This is a genomic window from Geomonas sp. Red276 (assembly GCF_054784495.1).
In genome coordinates this window covers 40,566-59,947 of record NZ_BLXW01000006.1, presented here as the reverse complement: position 1 = coordinate 59,947, position 19,382 = coordinate 40,566, and the positions used below count along the sequence as shown (strand labels likewise).

The window sequence follows — 19,382 nt, the reverse complement described above, 5'->3', positions numbered from 1 at the left end:
GGGGGTGGCCGAAGACTCTCAACTTTTATACCCTCGCCCCTTTAGGGGAGAGGGTGGCCGAAGGCCGGGTGAGGGCAGGTTTCACCGCTCGTTGCGCTCCGCCCGCTCCCGGACCCGCCGCGCCGCGGCGACCACATCCCCGGCGGTGACCGCCGTCATGCAGCGATGGTCGGTGGGACATTCCCGCAACAGGCACGGGGCACAGTCGGTATCCTTGCGAACCACCACGCTGTTGTCGGAGAAGGGATAGGTGGTCCGGTGATCGGTCGAGCCGAAGATCGCCACCAGGGGGACGTGAAAGGCCGCCGCGATGTGCATCGGTCCCGAGTCGTTACTGATGAAGAAGTTGCAGCGGGCGATCAGCGCCATCAGCTCCCGAAGGGTGGTGGTTCCCGCCACGTTCAGACATCTCCCGCCGAGATCCTTCTCGATGGCACCGGCTATCTCCGCCTCGGACGGTCCTCCCAGCACCAGGATCTTGGCGTTCCACTCCCTCGCCAGGGCGGCCGCGGCCGCGGCGAAGCGGTCGGGATACCAGCGCTTGGCGGAGCCGTAAGCGGCGCCGGGATTGACCCCGATCAGGAAGTCGCCGGGGGCGATGCCGGCCGCGGCAAGCCTCTTCGCCGCCGCTCCCTGCTCTTCCTCGCTGACGCAGAGGAGCTGCCGGTTGGCGCTCCCCACGATACCGAAATACTCCAGCATCCGGAGGTAATTCTCCGTGTGGTGCAGCTCGCTTCCCAGCGGCCGGTGGTCGTAGCCGTGGGTGAGGAGGAATCCCCTGCCGTCGCTCTTGTTCCCCATCCGCCGGGGGATCCTCGCCAGCCAGGTGATCAGCGCCGCGTCGAAGGCGCTCTGGAGGAGGATGGCCAGGTCGAAGCGGTGGCTGCGGAGCTCGGACGCCATCTTGAGCTTGCCGGCGAAACCCGCGTGGCGCCCCTTCTTGTCGTAGACGAGGACCTCGTCCACCCACTCGTGCGCCGAAAAGAGACCGGCCACCTGCGGGGTCGCCAGCACCGTTATCCGGGCCTTGGGAAAGCTCTCGCGGATGGCCAGCAGGGCCGGGGTGTTCATCACGGCGTCGCCGATCCAGTTGGTAACCCGGACCAGGACCCGTTCAATCTTTGCGTGCTCGAGGGATCTTCTCACGACCGCTCTTTTTCCGCCTCGCCCGGGAGCAGGACCGGGATCCCCTCACGCACGGCAAACCGCAGCGAACAGGCGGGGCAGCGGAGGTGATCGTCACCTTCGGTGAGGGCACCGTGACAGTTCGGGCAGGCAAGTATTTCTAGTAAGGCTTTGGAGATTGCCATTGTCGTTCCAGTTAATCAGCGGGGGCACTGGCTTGAGAGAGAAGCCTATTGACAGGAAACTCCCATGAAAATTGCCACAGTGGCCGGATTACACATATCAGCGCATTCTGCCACAGTTGCACCGCTTTATTAAAGCAGTTTTTTCACAGCCTGATCCAGCGGCGACCAATCGTCGCTCGTCAAATTGAGCTGTGCAACCAGCACGGGAGCCAGTGAGGCGGCATGGCCTGCCAGCTTGATAGCGTCCTTCTCGGTAGTGATGAGTACCGAGGAACGGGAGGCGTCTTTGAGCCTCTTGATGGCAGCCAGCTCCTCCTCGCCGTAGGAGGTGTGATCGGGGAAGGAAAGGGCGGCGATGAGCCGCACGCCGCGGGATTCCAAGAGGTCGAAGAAGGCGGCGGGATCGGCGATCCCGGAGAAGGCGGTTATCCGGTTACCCTTAAGCGAGTCGAAATCCACCCGCTCGCCCCCCTCCAGGGGAACCATGCCGGTGAGGGTGTGATTCGTCCAGATCTTCGGCCGGTCCGGGAAGAGGTCGGGGCGAAGCTCTCCGCAGCGGGTGTAGACCACCAGGTCCGCGCGGCGGCAGGCCCCCTTCCACTCCCTAAGGAAACCGGCGGGAAGGGTGTGGCCGTCGGCAAAGGGCCTGGCCGCGTCCACGAGGAGCAGGTTTAAGTCCCGCTTTAGCCGCAGATGCTGGAAACCGTCGTCCAGGATGAAGACGTCGGGGTTGAGCTCCTTCATGGCCAGCTGACCGGCCCGGTGGCGGTTGGAGCCGATCACCACCATCAGCCCCGGCACCTTCCTGGCCAACTGACACGGCTCGTCCCCCGCCTCTTCCGGTGTGGAGAGAATATTCTTTCCGTCGGAGACGATCCTGACCGTCCCCTCGGCCGTCCCGCCATATCCGCGGGAGAGCACCGCCACCCGCAGCCCCTTCCCGATGAGCATGGAGGCCAGGTGGGCGGTCATCGGGGTCTTGCCGGTTCCCCCCAGGGTGACGTTTCCGACCGAGATCACCGGGCGGGGAAGCCGGTAGGAGCGCAGAAGGCCGACCCGGTAAGCGAGGGCCCGCACGGAAAGGAGCGCCCCGTAGGGAACGGCGGCGAGCCGCAGGGCGCCCAGCAGCAGGCGGTCTTTGGTCCCCTGGCGCTGGCCGGAGACGAGTTCCTTGAAATAGACGGAGAGATCAGCCACGTGCCCTCCCTTGGGCGGCTTCGCCACTGGCCCGCTCGTTCAGGCAGCGGTCGACCGCCGCCAGGTGGCGCTCGGTGGCACCGGAGTTGTCCTGGAGAATCTTGAGGCCCTGGGCGCCGAGGGTCTCCCGGAGCCCGGCGTCCCTGGCGAGCTTCACCACCTGCTCGGAGAGCGCGTTTGCGTCGGCGACCTTGAGGGCGGCGCCGTAGGAAAGAAAGCCGGCGGCTATCTCGCGGAAGTTCTCCATGTGGGGACCGAACAGCACGGGAACGCCGCAGGAGGCCGGCTCCAGCGGGTTGTGGCCACCGGTCGGGACCAGGCTCCCCCCCATGTAGACCAGGTCCGAGACGGAGAAGATCTTCATCAACTCGCCGACCGTGTCGAGCAGGAGGATCTCGCCGGGACGGGCGACCGGCTCGCCGGAGACGAGGGCGCTGCGGAACCGGAAGGAGAGTCCCCGCTTGCGGATCAGTTCGGCCACCCCGGCTGCCCGCTCGGGATGCCGCGGAACCAGCACCAGGAAGTTATCCCCTCCCGCGGCTAAAAGCGCCTGGTAGGCGTCGAGGACCAACTCCTCCTCGCCCGGGTGCGTACTCGCACCGGTGAAGACGAAGGTGCCGGCGGGAATCCGGTATTCCGCCTTGAGCGCGGCCGACTGGGTGGCGGAGACTTCCCGCAGGGGGATCTCGTACTTGAGGTTACCGGCCACCGCCACCTTTTCGGCGGGAGCCCCGATGGCGATGATGCGGCTGGCGTCCTGGGCGGTCTGCATGCAGAGGTGGGAGAACTTGCGGAGGACGGGAGCGAAGAACCAGGAAAGGCGCTGGTAGCGTCCGAAGGAGCGGTCGGAGATGCGGCCGTTGGCGAGCACCACCGGGATCCCGAGGCGGGCGGCGTGGTGGTTGAAGTTCGGCCAGATCTCGGTCTCCATGATCACCACCACCCGGGGCTTGAGGCGCTCGAGCATGGTGGCGACCGCGAAGGGGTAGTCGAAGGGGAAGTAGATGCAGAGGTCGGGGACCCCGCTCTTGAGGGCGACGGAGCGGCCGGTCTCGGTGCCGTTGGAAAGGACCACCCGCTTGTCGGGGTAGCGGGCCTTGAGCGCCTTCAGGAGGGGAAGGACGGCGATGGTCTCCCCCACCGAAACCGCATGGACCAGGAGCACCTCGGCGCCCCGGACCCGCTCGAGGTCGGACGCGGGAATGAAGCCGAAGCGCTCGGCGAAGGCCATTCTCCTTCCGCGGCTGACCGAGCGGTAGGCGTGGTAAAGGGCGATGACCGGTAAGAGCAGCCAGAGGAGCAGGTTGTAGAAGAATCGGATCATCCGGTTGAACCCTTCATCATTTTCACCCCCTCAGGCCGTGCGCAACCTTCCCTCACCCCTGCCCCTTGTGAACTCATCCCCTCTCCCTCCGGGAGAGGGTGGCCGAAGGCCGGGTGAGGGTAGATTTAGGGAACTTCCCTCACCCCTGCCCCTCTCCCGGAGGGCGAGGGGAAACGGTTGGAGGGGAGGGTGCCCGAAGGGCCTGCCGCACTATACCCTCGCCCCTTTAGGGGAGAGGGTGCCCGAAGGGCGGGTGAGGGAGGTTTTGATTTCGCCCGCCCCTTTTGAAGACCTATCGAGGCGATGGTGCAACTAGTTACTCAGCCGTACCTTCCTCGGCCACCACCTCTGCCGTACCCGCCGCCACCGGCGCGACTTCCTCATCGATCCCCAAGAGGTGGTAGAGCGCGATCCCGGTCAGGTAGACGATCCCCCCCGCCCACAGGACGTCGCTGGGGAAATGCCCCCCCTGCGCCATGCGGGCAACCCCCATGAAGAGGCCGTACCCGATCCCTCCCGCCAGCGCCAGCCGAGCCTTGGCGGGCGAGCGGCGCCTGAGAAGGAAATAGGGAAACATCAGGTAGAAGGCCGCCGAGGAGTGCCCGGAGGGAAACGAGTGCCCGGTGCCGGATTCGCCCCGTTCCCAGACCTGGTGATAGGAAGCCATCTCTTTCCCGTTGAAGATCTGCAGCTGGGTCGGCCGCGGCCTTCCCCAATGATCCTTGAAGACCGTGTTGACCAGGAGCCCCGGACCGATGACCAGCAAGAGCACCACGAACAGCGCCCGCTTGCGGTAGACCGCCCACCGGGCCTTGATGTATCCGGCCAGGAAGACTGCCAGCGCCACCCCGCCGCAGATGTAGGCGGGGGAGACCCCGTGCCGGTACAGGAACCGCCAGGGGTTGAGGTCCCTCCCGATCCAGATCCCGTTCTGGTAGAAACTGCTCTCGATCCGGATGTCGAGGCCGGTCATCGCGATGAGGGCGGTGCCGATTACCAGCAACGCCACCGGCACCAAGAAATCCTGCAGTTTTTCCTTACTCACCTGCCGCCTCCCATCCCTGCGTCTGCGGCATCCGTTCAGGTGCCCTTTTCCATTTCTTGTGAATCCAGTACCACTGCGACGGATGCTCGACCACGTAGGCCGCGATGAAGCCGTGCAGAGCGCTGACGTCCTCGTAGGTCGCCAGCTCGGGATCGGGATTTTGCGAGGGGTGATACTCCGGGCCTATGGTGACGATGTGGGTGTCCCCCTCCCGGTGGATGAAGGCGGGGAGCATCGGCGTGCCGGCCTTGCGCCCGATCAGGGTGGCGATCCGTCCCGCCCAGGCAGGTCGGCCGAGGAACTCGATCAGTACCCCCTCTTCGGGAGTCACCGCCTGGTCGACCAGGAGCCCAACCACCCCCTGCTTCTTAAAGAGCGAGAACATCCCGCGGATGGCCCCCTCCTTGTAGATGACCCCGTTGCCGTAGGCCTTGCGGATCCTTTCCAGGACGGCGTTCAGGTGCCGGTTGTCCTGCCGCCTGGCCACCACCGACGCCTCGTGGTAACGGGTGCCGAAGGCGAGCGCGAAGAGCTCCCAGTTGCCGGAATGGGCGGTGATGAAGACCACCCCTTTCCCCTTCTTCATCGCCTCGTGATAGTGCTCGATCCCGCGAAACTCTACCGCATCGATCAGGTCGCGCCCGCGGCCGTGGTAGATCCGGCAGTCCTCTACCACGCTGCGGCCGAGGTTCTCGAAGGTCTCGCGGGCGATCTCCTCCGGGGTGCCACCCGCCCAGCCGGGCTGGCGCTCCAGGTAGGGGAGCGCCTTCTCGATGTTGTCGATGGCGATCTCGCGCCTTCTCTTGAGGATCCGGTAGAAGAACCTCCCGAGCCCGCGCCCGAACCCCATCGCGTACCGGTGCGGGATGCGCGAGACGGCCCAGGAGACGGAGAGAAACAGCGCGGTTTCCAGGTACCAGCGGATCTCTTTCACGACGCTTCCCCCACCGTGCTAGGCCCGGAATTGCATGCCGTGCAGCCTGCTGTAGAGGCCGTCGTTGTCCAGCAGGGACTGGTGGTCGCCGACCTCGGCAATGGTGCCGTTCTCCAGTACCACGATGCGGTCGGCGTGGGTGATGGTGGAGAGGCGGTGGGCGATCACGAAGGTGGTGCGGTTTTCCATCAGGTTGTTGAGGGCCGCCTGCACCATCTGCTCGCTCTCGGTGTCGAGCGCGCTGGTGGCCTCGTCGAGGATCAGGATGGGAGCGTCCTTGAGGATCGCGCGCGCGATGCAGATCCGCTGGCGCTGCCCGCCGGAGAGCCTCACCCCGCGGTCGCCGATCGAGGTCTGGTACCCCTCGGGAAGCTGCAAGATGAAGTCGTGGGCGAAGGCCGCGCGGGCGGCCTTTTCCACCGCCTCGTCGGTGGCGTGTTCGTTGCCGTAGCGGATGTTGTTGGCGATGGTGTCGTTGAAGAGGATGGTCTCCTGGTCCACCAGGGCCACCTCGTTCATGAGACTCTTCAGGGTCACCGTCCTGATGTCGTGCCCGTCCACCAGCACGGCTCCTTCGGTCGGATCGTAGAAGCGGGTGATGAGCGACACCAGGGTAGTCTTGCCCCCACCCGACGGCCCGACCAGCGCCACCACTTCACCCTTGTTCGCCTTGAGGTCGATGCCGCGCAGCACCCAGTCGTTCTCGTAGCGGAAGGAGAGGTTGCGGAACTCCACCTCGCCGCTCACCCGTCCAAGTTCGACCGCTCCGGGGGCGTCGGCGATGTCCGGGACCTCGTCGATGATCTCGAAGACACGCTCGGCGGCCCCGAGTGCGCGCTGCATGACGTTGAATGAGTTTATGAGGCTCTTGACCGGGCGGTAGACCAGGATCATCCCGGTCAGGAAGGAGAAGAACTCGGAGGCGGTCATCTCGCCGTGCATGACGCTGCTCCCGCCGACCCAGATGACGGCCGCCACCCCGAAGGAGGAGATGAACTCGGTCAACGGCCCGGAGGTCCCCTCGTACCTCATGCTCTTGCGCATGAAATGGTAGAACTCCCGATTGGCCTCCTTGAACTGGTCGAGCTTCCTGTCCTCCAGGCCGAAGGCCTTGATCACCTTGATGCCGGAGAAGGTCTCCTGCAGGATGGCGGCCAGATCCCCCATCTTCCCCTGCCCTTGCCGGGCCATGTTCTTCATGAGCTTGCCGAGACGGGAGGCGGGGTAGACGGTCAGCGGGAGGACCAGGAAGGTGATGAGGGCGAGCTTCCAGTTGCGGTAGAAGACGATGCCAAGCAGCGCCACCGCAGAGAAACCATCGCGGAAGAGGCCGGTGATGACGCTCCCGACCCCGTCCTGCATCAGGTTTACGTCGGTCATGACGCGCGACATGAGCGACCCGGTCGGGTGTCGATGGAAAAAGCCGATGCTCAGCCGGAGGTTCTTCCGGTAGATGTCGTTCCTGACATCCTGGACGGCAAGCTGGCCGGCGGTCCGGATAAAGTAGTCGTTGGTGAAACGGCAGATCCCGCGGATGGCGTACAGGATCACCACCCCGATGGGGAGGAGCACGAAGATGTGCCGGTCCTGACCGGAGAAGATCCTTTTGAGGACCGGCTCCACCAGGTAGGTGATGGCGCCGTCGATGCCGCCGACCCCGAGAGAGCCGATGGCGGCCAGGATGATCCGCCACAGGTACGGGCGGCAATATTCAACGAGACGAGAGAACTTCCCCATATATCCTTAGCTTCCTTGCGTGTTGTCCAACATGTTGAAGGCGACCCGGGCCAGCCGGTCCAGGGCGCCGCCGCTGCCGAGTTTCACCCTCACCTCGGCGAGTTCGCCGGCCATGGTCTCCGCATAGGCGCGGTCGTCCAGGATCCTCTCGATCTCCCCCACGATGACGGGAGGTTCCGCCTCGTGCTGGATCAGCTCCCGGACGATCCGTTTCCCGGAGATGATGTTGCATAGGCCAATGTGGTCCACCTTGATGACCCGTTTCCCGATCTCGTAACTCAACGGGGCCACCTTGTAGATCAGCACCATCGGTACCCCCACCAGGGCGAGCTCGAGAGTGACCGTGCCGGAGACCGCGATGGCGGCGTCGCAGGCGCTCATCACCTCGTGGTTCCTTCCGGAAACCACCGCCACCGGGAAGTCCACCGTTGCCAGGTAGGGGGCGAGGTCCTCGCTGCGCAAGGAGGAGGCGAGCGGGAGCACGAACTGGAGGTCGCGGCGGCGCGCCTTCAGGAGTGCGGCCGACTGGAGGACGGTTGGGAGGAGTTTCTTGATGACCGAGCGGCGGCTCCCCGGGAAGAGCCCGATGGTGGTGCGGCCGGGATCGAGCCCCAAGGCGCTCCGCGCTTCCCCCCGTTCCGACGCCGGCGCGACCATGTCCAGAAGCGGGTGCCCCACGAAGGAGACCGGGATGTTGGCCTTCTCGTAGAAGGGGACCTCGAAGGGGAAAAGGACGGCCATCATGTCGACCACCTTGCCGATCCCCTTGACCCGGCCGCTTCTCCAGGCCCAGACGGTGGGGCTGACGAAGTGGAGCACCTTGACGCCGGCGCGTTTGGCCACCTTGGCGAGCCGCAGGTTGAAATCGGGATAGTCGATGAAGACGACGAGCTTGGGGCGCTCGGCGAGGATCCTGCGTTCCAGGATCTTGAATCCCCTGACGATGGTGGGAAGGTGCCCGACCACTTCGACGAGCCCCATCACCGCCATGGTGTTGGCATCCACCAGGGTCTCCACCCCGGCGCGCCGCATGCCGTCCCCCCCCATGCCGACGAAGCGAAGCGAAGGGTCGAGAGCGCGCAGACGCTCCACCAGGATGGCGCCGTACATGTCGCCCGAAGCCTCACCGGCCACCACCATCACTGTCCGAGCAGTTTCCAAAAAAGCGTTACCTTTGCCCGCCGGGGGCTCATAAGAATAATCTAAAAAAGGAACCGGCGTGTTAAAGCAGATCGAGGCCAAGGCCGGGGCGGGAAGTTCCCGCCGCCGGACCTTAGCCTCATTGTCGTTGCCATGGGAAAGTCGCCACAGGTCCCCTCCCCTTCAAGGGGAGGGACAGGGTGAGGATGGGGTTCCCCAGCCAACCGCTACCGCCCGGGTATCCCCCGCTTGGCGTTCTCGATGAAGGAGATGAAGTTCACCACCTCCGGCAGCTGCGGGACCTCGTTCTTCATCCGCTCCACCGCCTCGTTGAGTTTCAGCCCCGAGAAGGTCAGGATGCGGTAGGCCTTCTTCAGCGCGGAGACCGTCTCCTCAGAGAAGCCCCGCCTTTTCAGGCCGATCAGGTTGAGGCCGCGCAGGGAGGTATCCCTCCCCTCGCCGGTCACGATGGTGTAGGGGGGGATGTCGTTACCGACCATGGCGCCGCCGCCGATCATGACGCTCTCCCCGACCGTGCAGAACTGGTGGATCGCGCAGAGCCCTCCCAGGATGGCGTAGTCCTGGACGGTGACGTGCCCGGCCAGGGTGGCCGAGTTGGCCATCACCACGTGGGAGCCGATGTGGCAGTCGTGGGCCACGTGGCAGTAGGCCATGAAGAGGTTGCCGTCCCCTACCGTGGTCTCGCCGTCGCCGGTGACCGTCCCCAGGTGCAGGGTGGCGAACTCCCGGATGGTGTTGCCGTTGCCGATCTTCAGGTAGGTCTCCTCCCCCTTGTACTTCAGGTCCTGGGGAACGGCACCCACCGAGGCCATCTGGAAGATGGTGTTGTTTTCGCCGATCTCGGTCCACCCTTCGATGACCGCGTGGGGGCCGACCTTGGTCCCTCTCCCGATCTTCACGTTGGGACCGATCACCGCGTAGGGGCCGATTTCGACGTCTTCGGCGATCTGGGCGCCCGGATACACGATTGCAGTGCTGTGGATCATACTGTTGTTCTCCCGCCAGGCCTACTTGTCGGCCAGGGTAGCCTTGAGCTCGGCCTCGGTGACCAGGGTGTCGCCCACGTAGGTCTTCCCGGCCACGCTCCAGATACCGCGCTTGTTAAAGATGGTCTCGACCTCGATCCTGAGGGTGTCGCCCGGCTTGACCGGCTTTCTGAAACGGGCGTTGTCGATGGCCATGAAGTAGCTCACCTTCTCGTTGGCACCGTCGCCCGAGGCGAGGTAGGCCATGATGGCGGCCACCTGGGCCATGGCCTCGATGATCAGCACCCCCGGCATGACCGGGTGCCCCGGGAAGTGTCCCTGGAAAAAGGGCTCGTTCATGGTGACGTTCTTGATCGCCACACACCGCTTCCCAGCCTCCAGTTCGAGGACCTTGTCCACCATCAGGAACGGGTAACGGTGCGGCAGGATCTCCATTATTTGGACTGTATCGAGCATGCCGACTCCTAGATGTAGTTTCGCGCCTGCGACCGTCGGGTCCGGCGCGCTATCAATGAATTGAAGGTTGGCCCGGAAAGGCTACTCCTCCCCCTCCGCCGGGGCGCTCCCCGTGAGGGCCGCCACCATCTTCTCCAGTTCGGCGATCCGCTCCTCCAGCTGGTTGACCGTCTTCCTGAACTCGGGGAGCTTCGGCACCAGGCCGGAGACCCGCAGCCACTCGCGGTGCGGGATGGCCGGGATGCCGCTCATGATCTGGCCGGCATCGATGGAGTTGTGGACCCCCGACTTGGCGGCGATCATGGCGTTGTCGCCGATCCTGATATGGCCGGCCACCCCGACCTGCCCACCCATGGTGACGTGGTTCCCCACCTTGGTGCTCCCGGAGATGCCGACCTGGGAGACGATCATGCAGTTCTCACCGATGATGCAGTTGTGGCCGATCTGCACGAGGTTGTCGATCTTGGTCCCCTTGCCGATGCGGGTCACCTCGAGGGCGGCCCGGTCGATCACCGTGTTGGAGCCGATCTCGACGTCGTCCTCGATGACCACGATGCCGATCTGGGGGATCTTGTACCAGGAGTCGCCGTCGGGGGCGTAGCCGAAGCCGTCGCTCCCGATCACCGTCCCGTCGTGGATGATGACGCGGTTTCCGATCCGGCAGCGCTCGCGCACGCTCACGTTGGCCCGGATGGTGACGTCGTTTCCGACGGTAACCCCGGGGTAGAGCACCACGCCGGGATAGAGGGTGACCCGGTCGCCGAGGGTGACCCCGGGAGCGACGCAGGCGCCCGGATAGATGGTCACCCCCTCACCCATCTTGACCCCGTCCGCCACGAAGGCGCCGGGAAGGACCCCGAGGGGCGCGGCCGGAGCCGTGTAGAAGAGGGTGAGGAGCTTGGCGAAGGCTAAGTACGGGTTGGGATGGAAGATGGCGTGGTGGCCGTGGGCGTTCCCCCCCACCGGGAGGAGCACTGCCGAGGCCTTGGTGGTGGCCACCTTGGCGGCGTACTTCGGATTGGCCAGGAAGGTCAGCTGCCCCTCCCCGGCGTCGTCCAAGGTCGCCAGCCCGCCGATCTGGGTCTCGGGGTCGCCGGAAACGGTCCCCCCGAGGTACTGGGCGATCTCTGCGAGAGACTTTTTCATGCTACTTCTTTCTGGAGGCGTTGAAGGCCTTCAACACTTCGTCGGTGAGGTCGGCGGAGGGATCGAGGTAGATGATGGTCTCGCTCCTGACCAGGATGGCGGTATAGCCGCGGGAGCGGCCGTACTCCTGGGCCACCTTGACGATCTCGTCCACGATCTTGCTGGTGTACTCGTCGTTTTTCCCCTGGAGGTCCTCCTGGGCGTCCTTCAGGAAGCGCTGGTACTCCTTGAGGCGCTGCTGGTAGTCGCGCTCCTTGGCGCTTCTGGCGGACTCGTTGAGGACGATCCCCTGGCTCTCCAGCTCTCCCTTGAGCTTCTTGAGATCGGCCTCCTTGGCGGTCTTGTCGGCCTCGTACTTGGCAGCCTTCTGGCTAAGCTGCTCCTTGGCCTCCTTCCCCGCGTCCGACATCAGAAGGACCTTCTGGATGTCGACGGTCCCGATCTTGGAACCATCGGCAGCCAGGGAGGTGAGGGGAAGTGCGAGTAACAGCAGTAATGCGAAAATCAGATGTTTCATGACCTGCTCCTTGCTGGGGTATTAGAACATAGTTCCGATGGAAAATTCCAGCTTTCCGCTGGCACTGTCGATTCCGGGACGCGGGTTGATCGGGATGCCGTACTCGAGCCGCAAAGGGCCGATCGGGGAGAACCAGCGAACCCCCGCACCGTAGCTGGTGAGGACTTTGCTGAAGGTGTCCTTGATGGTGTCCTTCGAGTTGCCGGCATCGAAGAAGACGACCGCCTTGAGGCCGGCCTCCTTGAGGAGCGGGAAGGTCCACTCCAGGTTCGCCACCGCCTCGACGTTGCCCCCCAGGTAGACGAAGTCCTGGCCGGTGGTTCCCACCCCGAGTCCGTCCGTGAGGGAAACCGCGGTCACCTGCCTGGTCGTGCAGACCGTGCGGGAGGCAAAGCCGCGCAGGGAGTTGATCCCGCCCAGGTAGAACTTCTCGTCGATCGGCACGTCCTTGGAGGTGTAGGTCTGGATGTAGCCGAGCGACGCCCTCACCGAGGCCACCGTCGACCACCCCGTCGGCATGAAGAGGGTGTGGTCGGTGATGTAGCGGATGAAGTGGTTGGTCCCCCCGATACCGGCGAACTCCACGGAGAGGGAGTCCATCATCCCCGAGGAGGGATCGATGCGGTAGTCGGTGGTGTTGCGGTTGAGGCTCGCCGTGATGGAGCTCGTGGTGGTATGGGTGTCCGGCGGGAGCACCGAGCCGGAGTGGATACTCTCCAAAAGCGCCTGGGACTCGTCCAGGATCTCCTTCTCCTCGTACTTGTAGATCCAGAAAGTCCCCAGGTTGTCGGAGATCGGGTAGCCGGCCTTGATGTCGCCGCCGGTGGCCCTCCTCGTGTAGTCGACGTACTGGCGCTCGTTGCGGTAGACGTCGGCACCCACGTTCCACTTGCTGTCCAGGAAGTACGGGTCGGTCAGGCCGAGGTTGTAGGTCTTGGACTTGGAACCGAAGGCCACCGAGGCGGTCGCCTTGAGCCCTAAGCCGAGCCAGTTGGCCTGCTGTACGGAGCCCTGGCCGATGACGCCGTCGAGCGAGCTGTAGCCGGCGCCCACGCTGAAGGTACCGGTCGGCTTTTCCTTCACATCCACGTTGATGTCGAGCCTGTCGGGGGCGGAACCCTTGGCGGTGACCAGGTTGGCCTCCTCGAAGTAGCCGGTGTTCATCAGGTTCTGCTTGCTCCGCTTGAGGCCGGTGGAGCTGTAAAGCTCGCCCTCGTCGACCCTCATCTCGCGGCGGATCACCTTGTCGCGGGTCTTGGTGTTCCCGGCGATGTTCACGTGGTCGATGTGGACGAGGTGCCCCTTCTCCATGTCGAAGGTGATGTCCATGGTCTTCGTGTCGGGATGGACGCTCGTGAGCGGGGAGGCGTTTGCGAAGGCGTACCCCTTGTCGGCGTAGAAGTCGGTCAGGGCGATGACGTCGTTTCGCAGGCCGCTCCGGCTGAAGATCTCGCCGCTTTTCTCCTTGAGCTTCTTCATCAGCTGGTCGGAGCTCTCCAGGAGCTCGCCCTTCACGCCCAGGGTGCCGATCTTGTACTGCTCCCCCTCGGTGATGCCGATGAAGACCTTGAGCCCCTTCTTGTCAGGCAGGAGCTCGACTCTGGGCTCCCCCACCTTGACGTTGATGTAGCCGTTGTTCATGTAGAGGTCGGCGATCAGCGCCTGGTCGTTTTTGAGCACCTCTTCCTTGTAGGTACCGGCCCCGGTCAGCCAGGAGAGCCACCACTTCTCGCCGGTCTCCATGGTCTTCTTGAGCTTGCGGTCGGTGAAGGCATGGTTGCCGTCGAAGACGATCTGCTGGATGAGGACCTTCTCCCCCTCCTTGATCTTTACCACCACGTCGAGCTCGGTGTCGGAGCGCTTGGTGGTGGTGATGTCCACCTCGGCGAGGTAGTACCCTTCGTCGGTGTAGAGCTTCTTCACCTTCTTGACGCTCTTTTGGAGCTCCTTGTAGGAGTAGATCGCGTTCGGCTTGATCTCGAGGGCGCCCTTTACCTTGTCGACGCTCAGCTCCTTGGCCCCCTCGACCTTGATGTCGCGGACGATCGGCTTTTCCTGGACCAGGTACTCGAGCGTCAGCCCGCCCGGTACGGTCTCCACCTGGGCGGTGACGTCGCGGAAGTAGCCGAGCTTGTAGATGGCCCGCACGTCGGCGTCCACCTTGTCGCGGTCGAGCTGGTCGCCGGCCTGGACCCGCACCGCCTGCATGATGGCGGGGATCTCGATCCGGCGGTTGCCCTTGATCTTCACCGACTTGATGAGGGCGCTTTCCGCCGCCAGTTCCGTGGCCGGCGCGCTTGAGGGGGCGGCCGGAGCCGGGGCCTTGTCGGCCGGGGCCTGGTTGGAGGCGGGAGTGGCAGGCACGGAGGAACCGGCGGCCTGGGCGGCGGACGACTTCTCCGCCTCGGCCCACGAGGTGGCCGAAGAGGCCAGCACGGTTACGGCGAGCATGGCTGAAGAGATTATACGGAGCAAAGTTCCCCCAGAAAAACCAAACGTTGCAATGGCAAAAAAACTACTCGCGCCGCAGCAGGATTGCCGTCAGCGCTCCTCGACGATCCGCCCGTCCACCAGCCGGATGATCCGCTGCATCCCGGCGGCCAGCTGCTCGTTGTGGGTCACGATCACCAGGGAGATCCCGGTGCTCTGCTGGATCGAATAGAGGAGCGTGTGGACCTCCTCGCTGGTCTTCATGTCCAGGTTGCCGGTGGGCTCGTCGGCCAAAAGCAGGCGCGGCGAGCGGACCAGGGCGCGGGCGATGGCCACCCGCTGCTGCTCGCCGCCGGAGAGCTCGCCGGGACGGTGGGTGATCCGGTGGGAGAGCCCCACCTCCCCCAAGAGCTCCTTGGCCCTCGGCTCGGCCGCGGCACGCTTCTCGCCGCCGATCAGCATCGGCATCATGACGTTCTCGAGCGCCGTGAATTCCGGCAGCAGGTGGTGAAACTGGAAAACGAAACCGATGGAGCGGTTTCTGAAGGCGGCCAGCGGCTGGTCGGAGAGGTTGAAGATCTCCTGGCCGTCGAAGGTGACCTTCCCGGAGGTCGGCCGGTCGATGGTCCCCATCACGTGGAGAAGGGTGCTCTTGCCGGCCCCCGAAGGCCCGACCAGGGCGATGGTGTCGCCCCCCTTCACGTCGAGATCGATCCCCTTGAGGACCTCGACCTTGGCCCCGTTGCCGTAGGACTTGTAGAGGTCCCTGACCTCGAGGAGGTTACTCATAGCGCAGCGCCTCCGCCGGGGCCATCCGCGAGGCGGCCCACGAAGGGTAGAGGGTGGCGACGAACGAGATGACGATCGCGGTCACGCTGATCAAAAGGACGTCGGAAGGGATGACCTTGGACGGGAAGTGGTCCAGGTAGTAGATGTCCTTGCTGAAGAGCTCGAAGCCGGTCACCTTCTGGATGACCGTGACGATCGGCTCCAGGTTGAGCGCCACCAAAAGCCCCCCGAGCACGCCGATCGCCGTTCCCAACACCCCGATGATGACCCCCTCGAAGATGAAGATCCTCATGATGCTGCGGCTGGTCGCCCCCATCGACTTGAGGATGGCGATGTCGCGGGTCTTCTCCATGACCACCATGAAGAGCGTGGAGGCGATCCCGAAGGCGGCCACCAGCACGATCAGGGTGAGGATGATGAACATGACGCTCTTCTCGGTCTTGAGCGCGAAGAGGATGTTCTTGTTCATCTGCATCCAGTCCCGGGCGTGGTAGGGGGGGCCGAGCTCCTGGTCGATCCTGGCGGAGAGCTGGCCGGTCTTGTAGACGTCGCGCACCCTGAGCTGGATGCCGGTCACCACGTCCCCTATCCCCAGAAACTGCTGCGCCTCGCCGAGCGAGACGTAGGCCAGGGTGGAGTCGTACTCGAACATACCGGTGTTGAAGATCCCGACCACCTTGAAGCGGCGCATCTTGGGCATCATCCCGAGCGGCGTTATGTTCCCCATCGGCGAGATGACGTCGATGGAATCGCCCACGAAGAGCCCGAGGTTCTTGGCGAGCTCCTTGCCGATCACGAGCCCCGGCGTCTTGGCGGTCATGTCGTCCAGGGCGGAGAGGCTCCCCTCCACCATGGACTTGTGGAGGTTCGTTACCTTGGCGTCGGTGGGAACTTCGATCCCCCGGAGCACCACGCCGGAGACGTTCTTGCCGGAGGAGAGCATAACCTGGTTATAGATGAAGGGGGTGGCGGCGACCACGCCGTCCATCGACTCCACCTTCTTCAGGAGCTTCTGGTAATCCTCCATCGGCCCCTCGCTGTTGAGGATCACGATGTGGGCGTTGGTCCCCAGGATCTTGTCCTTGAGGTCCTCCTCGAAGCCGGTCATCACCGCCAAGACGATGATGAGTGCCATGACGCCAAGCGCCACGCCGGCCACCGAGATGAGGGTGATCAGCGAGATGAAGGTCGATTTGCGCTTGGCCTTGAGGTATCTAAGCCCTATGAAGAGCTCGAAGGGCATCTACTTTGCCTCTTTGCGCAGTTGCGGGAACAGGATGACGTCGCGGATGGACGGGGAGTCGGTCAGGAGCATGACCAGGCGGTCGATGCCGATCCCCTCGCCGGCGGTCGGCGGCAGCCCGTACTCAAGCGCCCGGATGTAGTCCTCGTCCATGAAGTGGGCCTCCTCGTCACCCTTGGCCTTGGCGGCCACCTGGGCGAGGAAGCGCTCCTTCTGGTCGCGCGGGTCGTTCAGCTCCGAGAAGGCGTTGGCCATCTCGCGGCCGGCGCAGAAGAATTCGAACCGGTCGACGTACTCCGGGTCGTGGTCGTTCTTACGGGAGAGCGGGGAGACCTCGGTCGGGTACGAGGTGATGAAGGTCGGCTGCATCAGCTTGGGCTCGGCGACCTCCTCGAAGATCTCGGTGATCAGCTTGCCGTAGCCGATGTCCTCGGTGAGGTCGAGGCCGATCTTCTTCGCGTAGGCATAGGCGAGGTCGCGGTCCTCGAGCGACTTGGCGTCGATGTCGCCGAAGTGGACGATGGCCTCCTTGACGGTGAAGCGCTGCCAGGGGCGCTGGAAGCTGATCGGCTGGCCGCCGTAGGTGAAGTCGAGGGTCCCGAGGACTTCCTGGGCCACGTGGCAAAGGAGCTCCTCGGTGAAGTTCATCAGGTCCTCGAAGGTGGCGTAGGCCTGGTAGAACTCCATCATGGTGAACTCGGGGTTGTGGCGGACGGAGATCCCCTCGTTCCTGAAGTTGCGGTTGATTTCGAAGACCCGCTCGAGGCCGCCGACCACCAGCCTCTTCAAATACAGTTCCGGGGCGATCCTCAGGTAGAGCTGCATGTCGAGCGCGTTGTGGTGGGTGATGAACGGCTTGGCGGTGGCGCCGCCGGGGATCGGCTGCATCATCGGGGTCTCGACCTCGAGGAAGTCGTGACGGGTCATGAATTCGCGGATGAGGGAGACGATGCGGGAGCGCTTGAAGAAGACCTCGCGCACGTCGGGGCTCACGATGAGGTCCACGTAGCGCTGGCGGTAGCGGGTCTCGACGTCGGTGAGGCCGTGGAACTTCTCCGGAAGCGGCAGAAGCGACTTGGTCAACAGGCGGACGGTGTCGCAGTTGACGGTGAGCTCCCCTTTCTGGGTGCGGAAGGGGTGGCCGGAGACGCCGATGATGTCGCCGATGTCGTAGTTCTCGAACTCGGCGAACAGCTCCTCGCCGAGGGCGTCCTTTTTCAGGTAGAGCTGGACGCGCCCTTTGCGGTCCTGGAGCTGAACGAAGGCGGCCTTGCCGAAGGAGCGGCGGGCCAGGATGCGGCCGGCCAGGACGAACCGCTGCGGGTTCTCCTCGATGACTTCCTTTTCGCCGTAGGTGTCACGGACATCGGCCGAGGTGTGCTCGGGTCTGAAATCGTTGGGATACGGGTTGATTCCCGCCTCCCAGAGTGCATCGACTTTGCGCCTTCTCTGCAACAGCAGTTCGCTCAACTCTTCCATATTTTCTTTCAACCTTTCTTCGGTATCTGGGCTGTGGAACAATCCGTCAAATTAGCCCAACAGTTTTAGCCAGTCAAGGGAAAAGGGGCTGAAACCGCCCTCCGCGCGAGGAGAGCGGCGCCCCTTTTTCCGGAGGCAAAATCACCACCCGCACGAGGTGGGGATCTCTTTACTGAGGCATGGGAATTGCCATCGGCTCCAGCAGGTAGGCGACGGCGTTGTTCGGCACCGGCAGGCCGAGCTGGCCCCAGCCGTAGTCCCCCCATCCGTACCAGGTGTTGCCGATCTTCGCGAGCGAGGTGTCACCCACGGCGAGGATATCGGTGACACCCGGGAAGTTGGCGTCTGCAACGGCATTAATCGTCGTGGCCGGCACGGCATAGGTGATGTTCAGCTCGTTGGTGCCGGTCCCGAGCTGCCCCTTGAGGTTGTATCCCCAGGCGTAAACCTTCCCCTTGTCGGTGCGGGCAAGAACGAACATGGTGCCGGCGGAGATCTGGACAACCTTGCCCATGGTGGCTGTGTTGGCAGGGTCGTTCAGCTGCCTCCCGTCCGCGGTCACCACGTGGACAGGTACGTACACCGGATCCCTGGTGGGGGTCGCGACTTTGTTCCCCAGCTGGCCATAACCGTTGAAGCCCCAACCGAGGACGTCACCGTTGTCGAGCAGAACCAGGCTGTAGCTTCCCGCCGCCGCTATTCTATACGGAATCCCGGCGACATCGCTCGGAAGAGCGACCGGCTTCGGGGTCGGTTCGAAGGTGGGTGCCGCCGCCGGTGCGACCGGGCCTTGCCCCGCCTGGCCGTAATTATTGTAGCCCCAGGCGTAGATGGTCATCTTATCGCTGCTCAAGGCCAGGGAGTGCCCGCCCCCCGCGGCGATCGCGCCGATACCGGAGAGGGTGGTTCCTGCCCCCCCCACTCCAAGCACGGGGGAAGGGGTGAGCGTCGGGTTGACGGAGGTGGAGGTGCTGTTACCCAACTCTCCATAGGTGTTATCCCCCCACGACCACACGGTATCGCCCTTAAGGGCCAGCGAGTGCACCCACCCCGCCGCCACCGCGGTCACCGGAGAGTCGGTCCCCGCAGAGTGCATGACGATCGGCAACGGCCGTGCGCTGTACGCGGTGATCCCGGTGTCCGGCACGGTCGTACCCACCCCGAGCCGGCTCTGGAAGTTGCTCCCCCAGGACCAGACCGTGTAGTTGTGGAAGGCGAGCGAGTGGTTGGCGCCGGCGGAATACCCGGAGACCGTGGTCATCCCGGTCGCCGTGGTCACCTGGTGAAAGGAGGATGACCCGTTGAGAGACCCGTCGCCCAGCTGACCGTACGCGTTGTAACCGCTGGCGACCAGGGTGCTGTGGTTCCCGAAGAGGATGGTGTGAGCGTAGAAGATGGTCTCGGTGAGGGGGATGGTCTGGGTGGACGAGCTCCCGCACCCGGTGAGGGGAAGGGAGACCAGCGCCGCAAACGCCAAGAGCAGGGCGCTTTTTATGATTTTCATGTAGGTCGGCCTCATTGGGTTAAATATCAGCGGATTTAACTATACCTAGGAGAGAAAGTCAAGGAGGGACTGGTCCATTCGACAGTTGACACTCGACACCCCTTCAAGGTAAGAATAACAATTC

General features: G+C 64.1%; 17 protein-coding genes. All 17 read right to left on the bottom strand.

Annotated features, from left to right (window positions below):
* Positions 1-81 precede the first annotated feature (81 nt).
* The 17 genes from waaF to ACYVL5_RS06025 all read right to left on the bottom strand — a co-directional run bounded on the left by waaF (position 82) and on the right by ACYVL5_RS06025 (position 19,258).
* Positions 82-1,146, bottom strand: a complete 1,065-nt coding sequence (gene waaF / locus ACYVL5_RS06105; protein ID WP_460594667.1) for a glycosyltransferase family 9 protein — start codon at positions 1,144-1,146, stop codon at positions 82-84.
* Positions 1,143-1,310, bottom strand: coding sequence for a Trm112 family protein (locus tag ACYVL5_RS06100; protein WP_460594666.1), 168 nt, complete (start codon positions 1,308-1,310; stop codon positions 1,143-1,145). Before ACYVL5_RS06100 ends, waaF begins: the two co-directional genes overlap by 4 nt.
* A gap of 129 nt (positions 1,311-1,439) precedes the next feature.
* A complete protein-coding gene (lpxK, locus tag ACYVL5_RS06095; protein WP_460594665.1) occupies positions 1,440-2,507 on the bottom strand; it encodes a tetraacyldisaccharide 4'-kinase in 1,068 nt (355 codons plus the stop codon).
* On the bottom strand, positions 2,500-3,831 hold the full coding sequence (locus tag ACYVL5_RS06090) for a 3-deoxy-D-manno-octulosonic acid transferase (protein WP_460594664.1): 1,332 nt from the start codon (positions 3,829-3,831) through the stop codon (positions 2,500-2,502). Before ACYVL5_RS06090 ends, lpxK begins: the two co-directional genes overlap by 8 nt.
* A 316-nt stretch (positions 3,832-4,147) precedes the next feature.
* A complete protein-coding gene (locus tag ACYVL5_RS06085) occupies positions 4,148-4,876 on the bottom strand; it encodes a phosphatase PAP2 family protein (protein ID WP_460594663.1) in 729 nt (242 codons plus the stop codon).
* Positions 4,869-5,810 carry a lysophospholipid acyltransferase family protein gene (locus tag ACYVL5_RS06080; protein ID WP_460594662.1) on the bottom strand — a complete coding sequence of 314 codons (942 nt, stop codon included), beginning with the start codon at positions 5,808-5,810 and terminating at the stop codon, positions 4,869-4,871. Before ACYVL5_RS06080 ends, ACYVL5_RS06085 begins: the two co-directional genes overlap by 8 nt.
* An 18-nt stretch (positions 5,811-5,828) precedes the next feature.
* A complete protein-coding gene (gene msbA, locus ACYVL5_RS06075) occupies positions 5,829-7,547 on the bottom strand; it encodes an ABC transporter ATP-binding protein (protein WP_460594661.1) in 1,719 nt (572 codons plus the stop codon).
* Positions 7,548-7,553: 6 nt separating this feature from the next.
* On the bottom strand, positions 7,554-8,687 hold the full coding sequence (lpxB, locus tag ACYVL5_RS06070) for a lipid-A-disaccharide synthase (RefSeq protein WP_460594765.1): 1,134 nt from the start codon (positions 8,685-8,687) through the stop codon (positions 7,554-7,556).
* Positions 8,688-8,914: 227 nt separating this feature from the next.
* Positions 8,915-9,694, bottom strand: coding sequence for an acyl-ACP--UDP-N-acetylglucosamine O-acyltransferase (lpxA, locus tag ACYVL5_RS06065; protein ID WP_460594660.1), 780 nt, complete (start codon positions 9,692-9,694; stop codon positions 8,915-8,917).
* A gap of 21 nt (positions 9,695-9,715) precedes the next feature.
* Positions 9,716-10,150, bottom strand: coding sequence for a 3-hydroxyacyl-ACP dehydratase FabZ (gene fabZ, locus ACYVL5_RS06060; protein ID WP_460594659.1), 435 nt, complete (start codon positions 10,148-10,150; stop codon positions 9,716-9,718).
* Between the two features lie 81 nt (positions 10,151-10,231).
* Entirely contained in the window at positions 10,232-11,296 is a 1,065-nt protein-coding gene (gene lpxD / locus ACYVL5_RS06055; RefSeq protein WP_460594658.1) for a UDP-3-O-(3-hydroxymyristoyl)glucosamine N-acyltransferase, read from the bottom strand.
* 1 nt (position 11,297) lies between these two features.
* Positions 11,298-11,813: an OmpH/Skp family outer membrane protein gene (locus tag ACYVL5_RS06050; RefSeq protein WP_460594657.1), complete on the bottom strand. Its 516-nt coding sequence runs from the start codon at positions 11,811-11,813 to the stop codon at positions 11,298-11,300.
* 21 nt (positions 11,814-11,834) lie between these two features.
* Positions 11,835-14,288 (bottom strand): outer membrane protein assembly factor BamA, encoded by a 2,454-nt coding sequence (bamA, locus tag ACYVL5_RS06045; protein WP_460594656.1) that lies wholly within the window; start codon positions 14,286-14,288, stop codon positions 11,835-11,837.
* A 66-nt stretch (positions 14,289-14,354) separates the two neighbouring features.
* A complete protein-coding gene (locus ACYVL5_RS06040; protein ID WP_460594655.1) occupies positions 14,355-15,032 on the bottom strand; it encodes an ABC transporter ATP-binding protein in 678 nt (225 codons plus the stop codon).
* Positions 15,025-16,275 carry an ABC transporter permease gene (locus ACYVL5_RS06035; protein WP_460594654.1) on the bottom strand — a complete coding sequence of 417 codons (1,251 nt, stop codon included), beginning with the start codon at positions 16,273-16,275 and terminating at the stop codon, positions 15,025-15,027. The genes ACYVL5_RS06040 and ACYVL5_RS06035 overlap by 8 nt, the downstream gene beginning before the upstream one ends.
* Positions 16,276-17,754: a lysine--tRNA ligase gene (gene lysS, locus ACYVL5_RS06030; RefSeq protein ID WP_460594653.1), complete on the bottom strand. Its 1,479-nt coding sequence runs from the start codon at positions 17,752-17,754 to the stop codon at positions 16,276-16,278.
* Between the two features lie 169 nt (positions 17,755-17,923).
* Positions 17,924-19,258, bottom strand: a complete 1,335-nt coding sequence (locus tag ACYVL5_RS06025) for an RCC1 domain-containing protein (protein ID WP_460594652.1) — start codon at positions 19,256-19,258, stop codon at positions 17,924-17,926.
* Positions 19,259-19,382 lie beyond the last annotated feature (124 nt).

Excerpts from the sequence above, each read along its gene's own strand:
- ACYVL5_RS06100 (WP_460594666.1), bottom strand. The coding sequence starts at position 1,310 with ATGGCAATCTCCAAAGCCTTACTAGAAATACTTGCCTGCCCGAACTGT.
- ACYVL5_RS06090 (WP_460594664.1), bottom strand. The coding sequence starts at position 3,831 with ATGATCCGATTCTTCTACAACCTGCTCCTCTGGCTGCTCTTACCGGTC.
- msbA (WP_460594661.1), bottom strand. The coding sequence starts at position 7,547 with ATGGGGAAGTTCTCTCGTCTCGTTGAATATTGCCGCCCGTACCTGTGG.
- lpxB (WP_460594765.1), bottom strand. The coding sequence starts at position 8,687 with ATGGTGGTGGCCGGTGAGGCTTCGGGCGACATGTACGGCGCCATCCTG.
- lpxA (WP_460594660.1), bottom strand. The coding sequence starts at position 9,694 with ATGATCCACAGCACTGCAATCGTGTATCCGGGCGCCCAGATCGCCGAA.
- fabZ (WP_460594659.1), bottom strand. The coding sequence starts at position 10,150 with ATGCTCGATACAGTCCAAATAATGGAGATCCTGCCGCACCGTTACCCG.
- lpxD (WP_460594658.1), bottom strand. The coding sequence starts at position 11,296 with ATGAAAAAGTCTCTCGCAGAGATCGCCCAGTACCTCGGGGGGACCGTT.
- ACYVL5_RS06050 (WP_460594657.1), bottom strand. The coding sequence starts at position 11,813 with ATGAAACATCTGATTTTCGCATTACTGCTGTTACTCGCACTTCCCCTC.
- ACYVL5_RS06040 (WP_460594655.1), bottom strand. The coding sequence starts at position 15,032 with ATGAGTAACCTCCTCGAGGTCAGGGACCTCTACAAGTCCTACGGCAAC.
- ACYVL5_RS06035 (WP_460594654.1), bottom strand. The coding sequence starts at position 16,275 with ATGCCCTTCGAGCTCTTCATAGGGCTTAGATACCTCAAGGCCAAGCGC.
- lysS (WP_460594653.1), bottom strand. The coding sequence starts at position 17,754 with ATGGAAGAGTTGAGCGAACTGCTGTTGCAGAGAAGGCGCAAAGTCGAT.
- ACYVL5_RS06025 (WP_460594652.1), bottom strand. The coding sequence starts at position 19,258 with ATGAAAATCATAAAAAGCGCCCTGCTCTTGGCGTTTGCGGCGCTGGTC.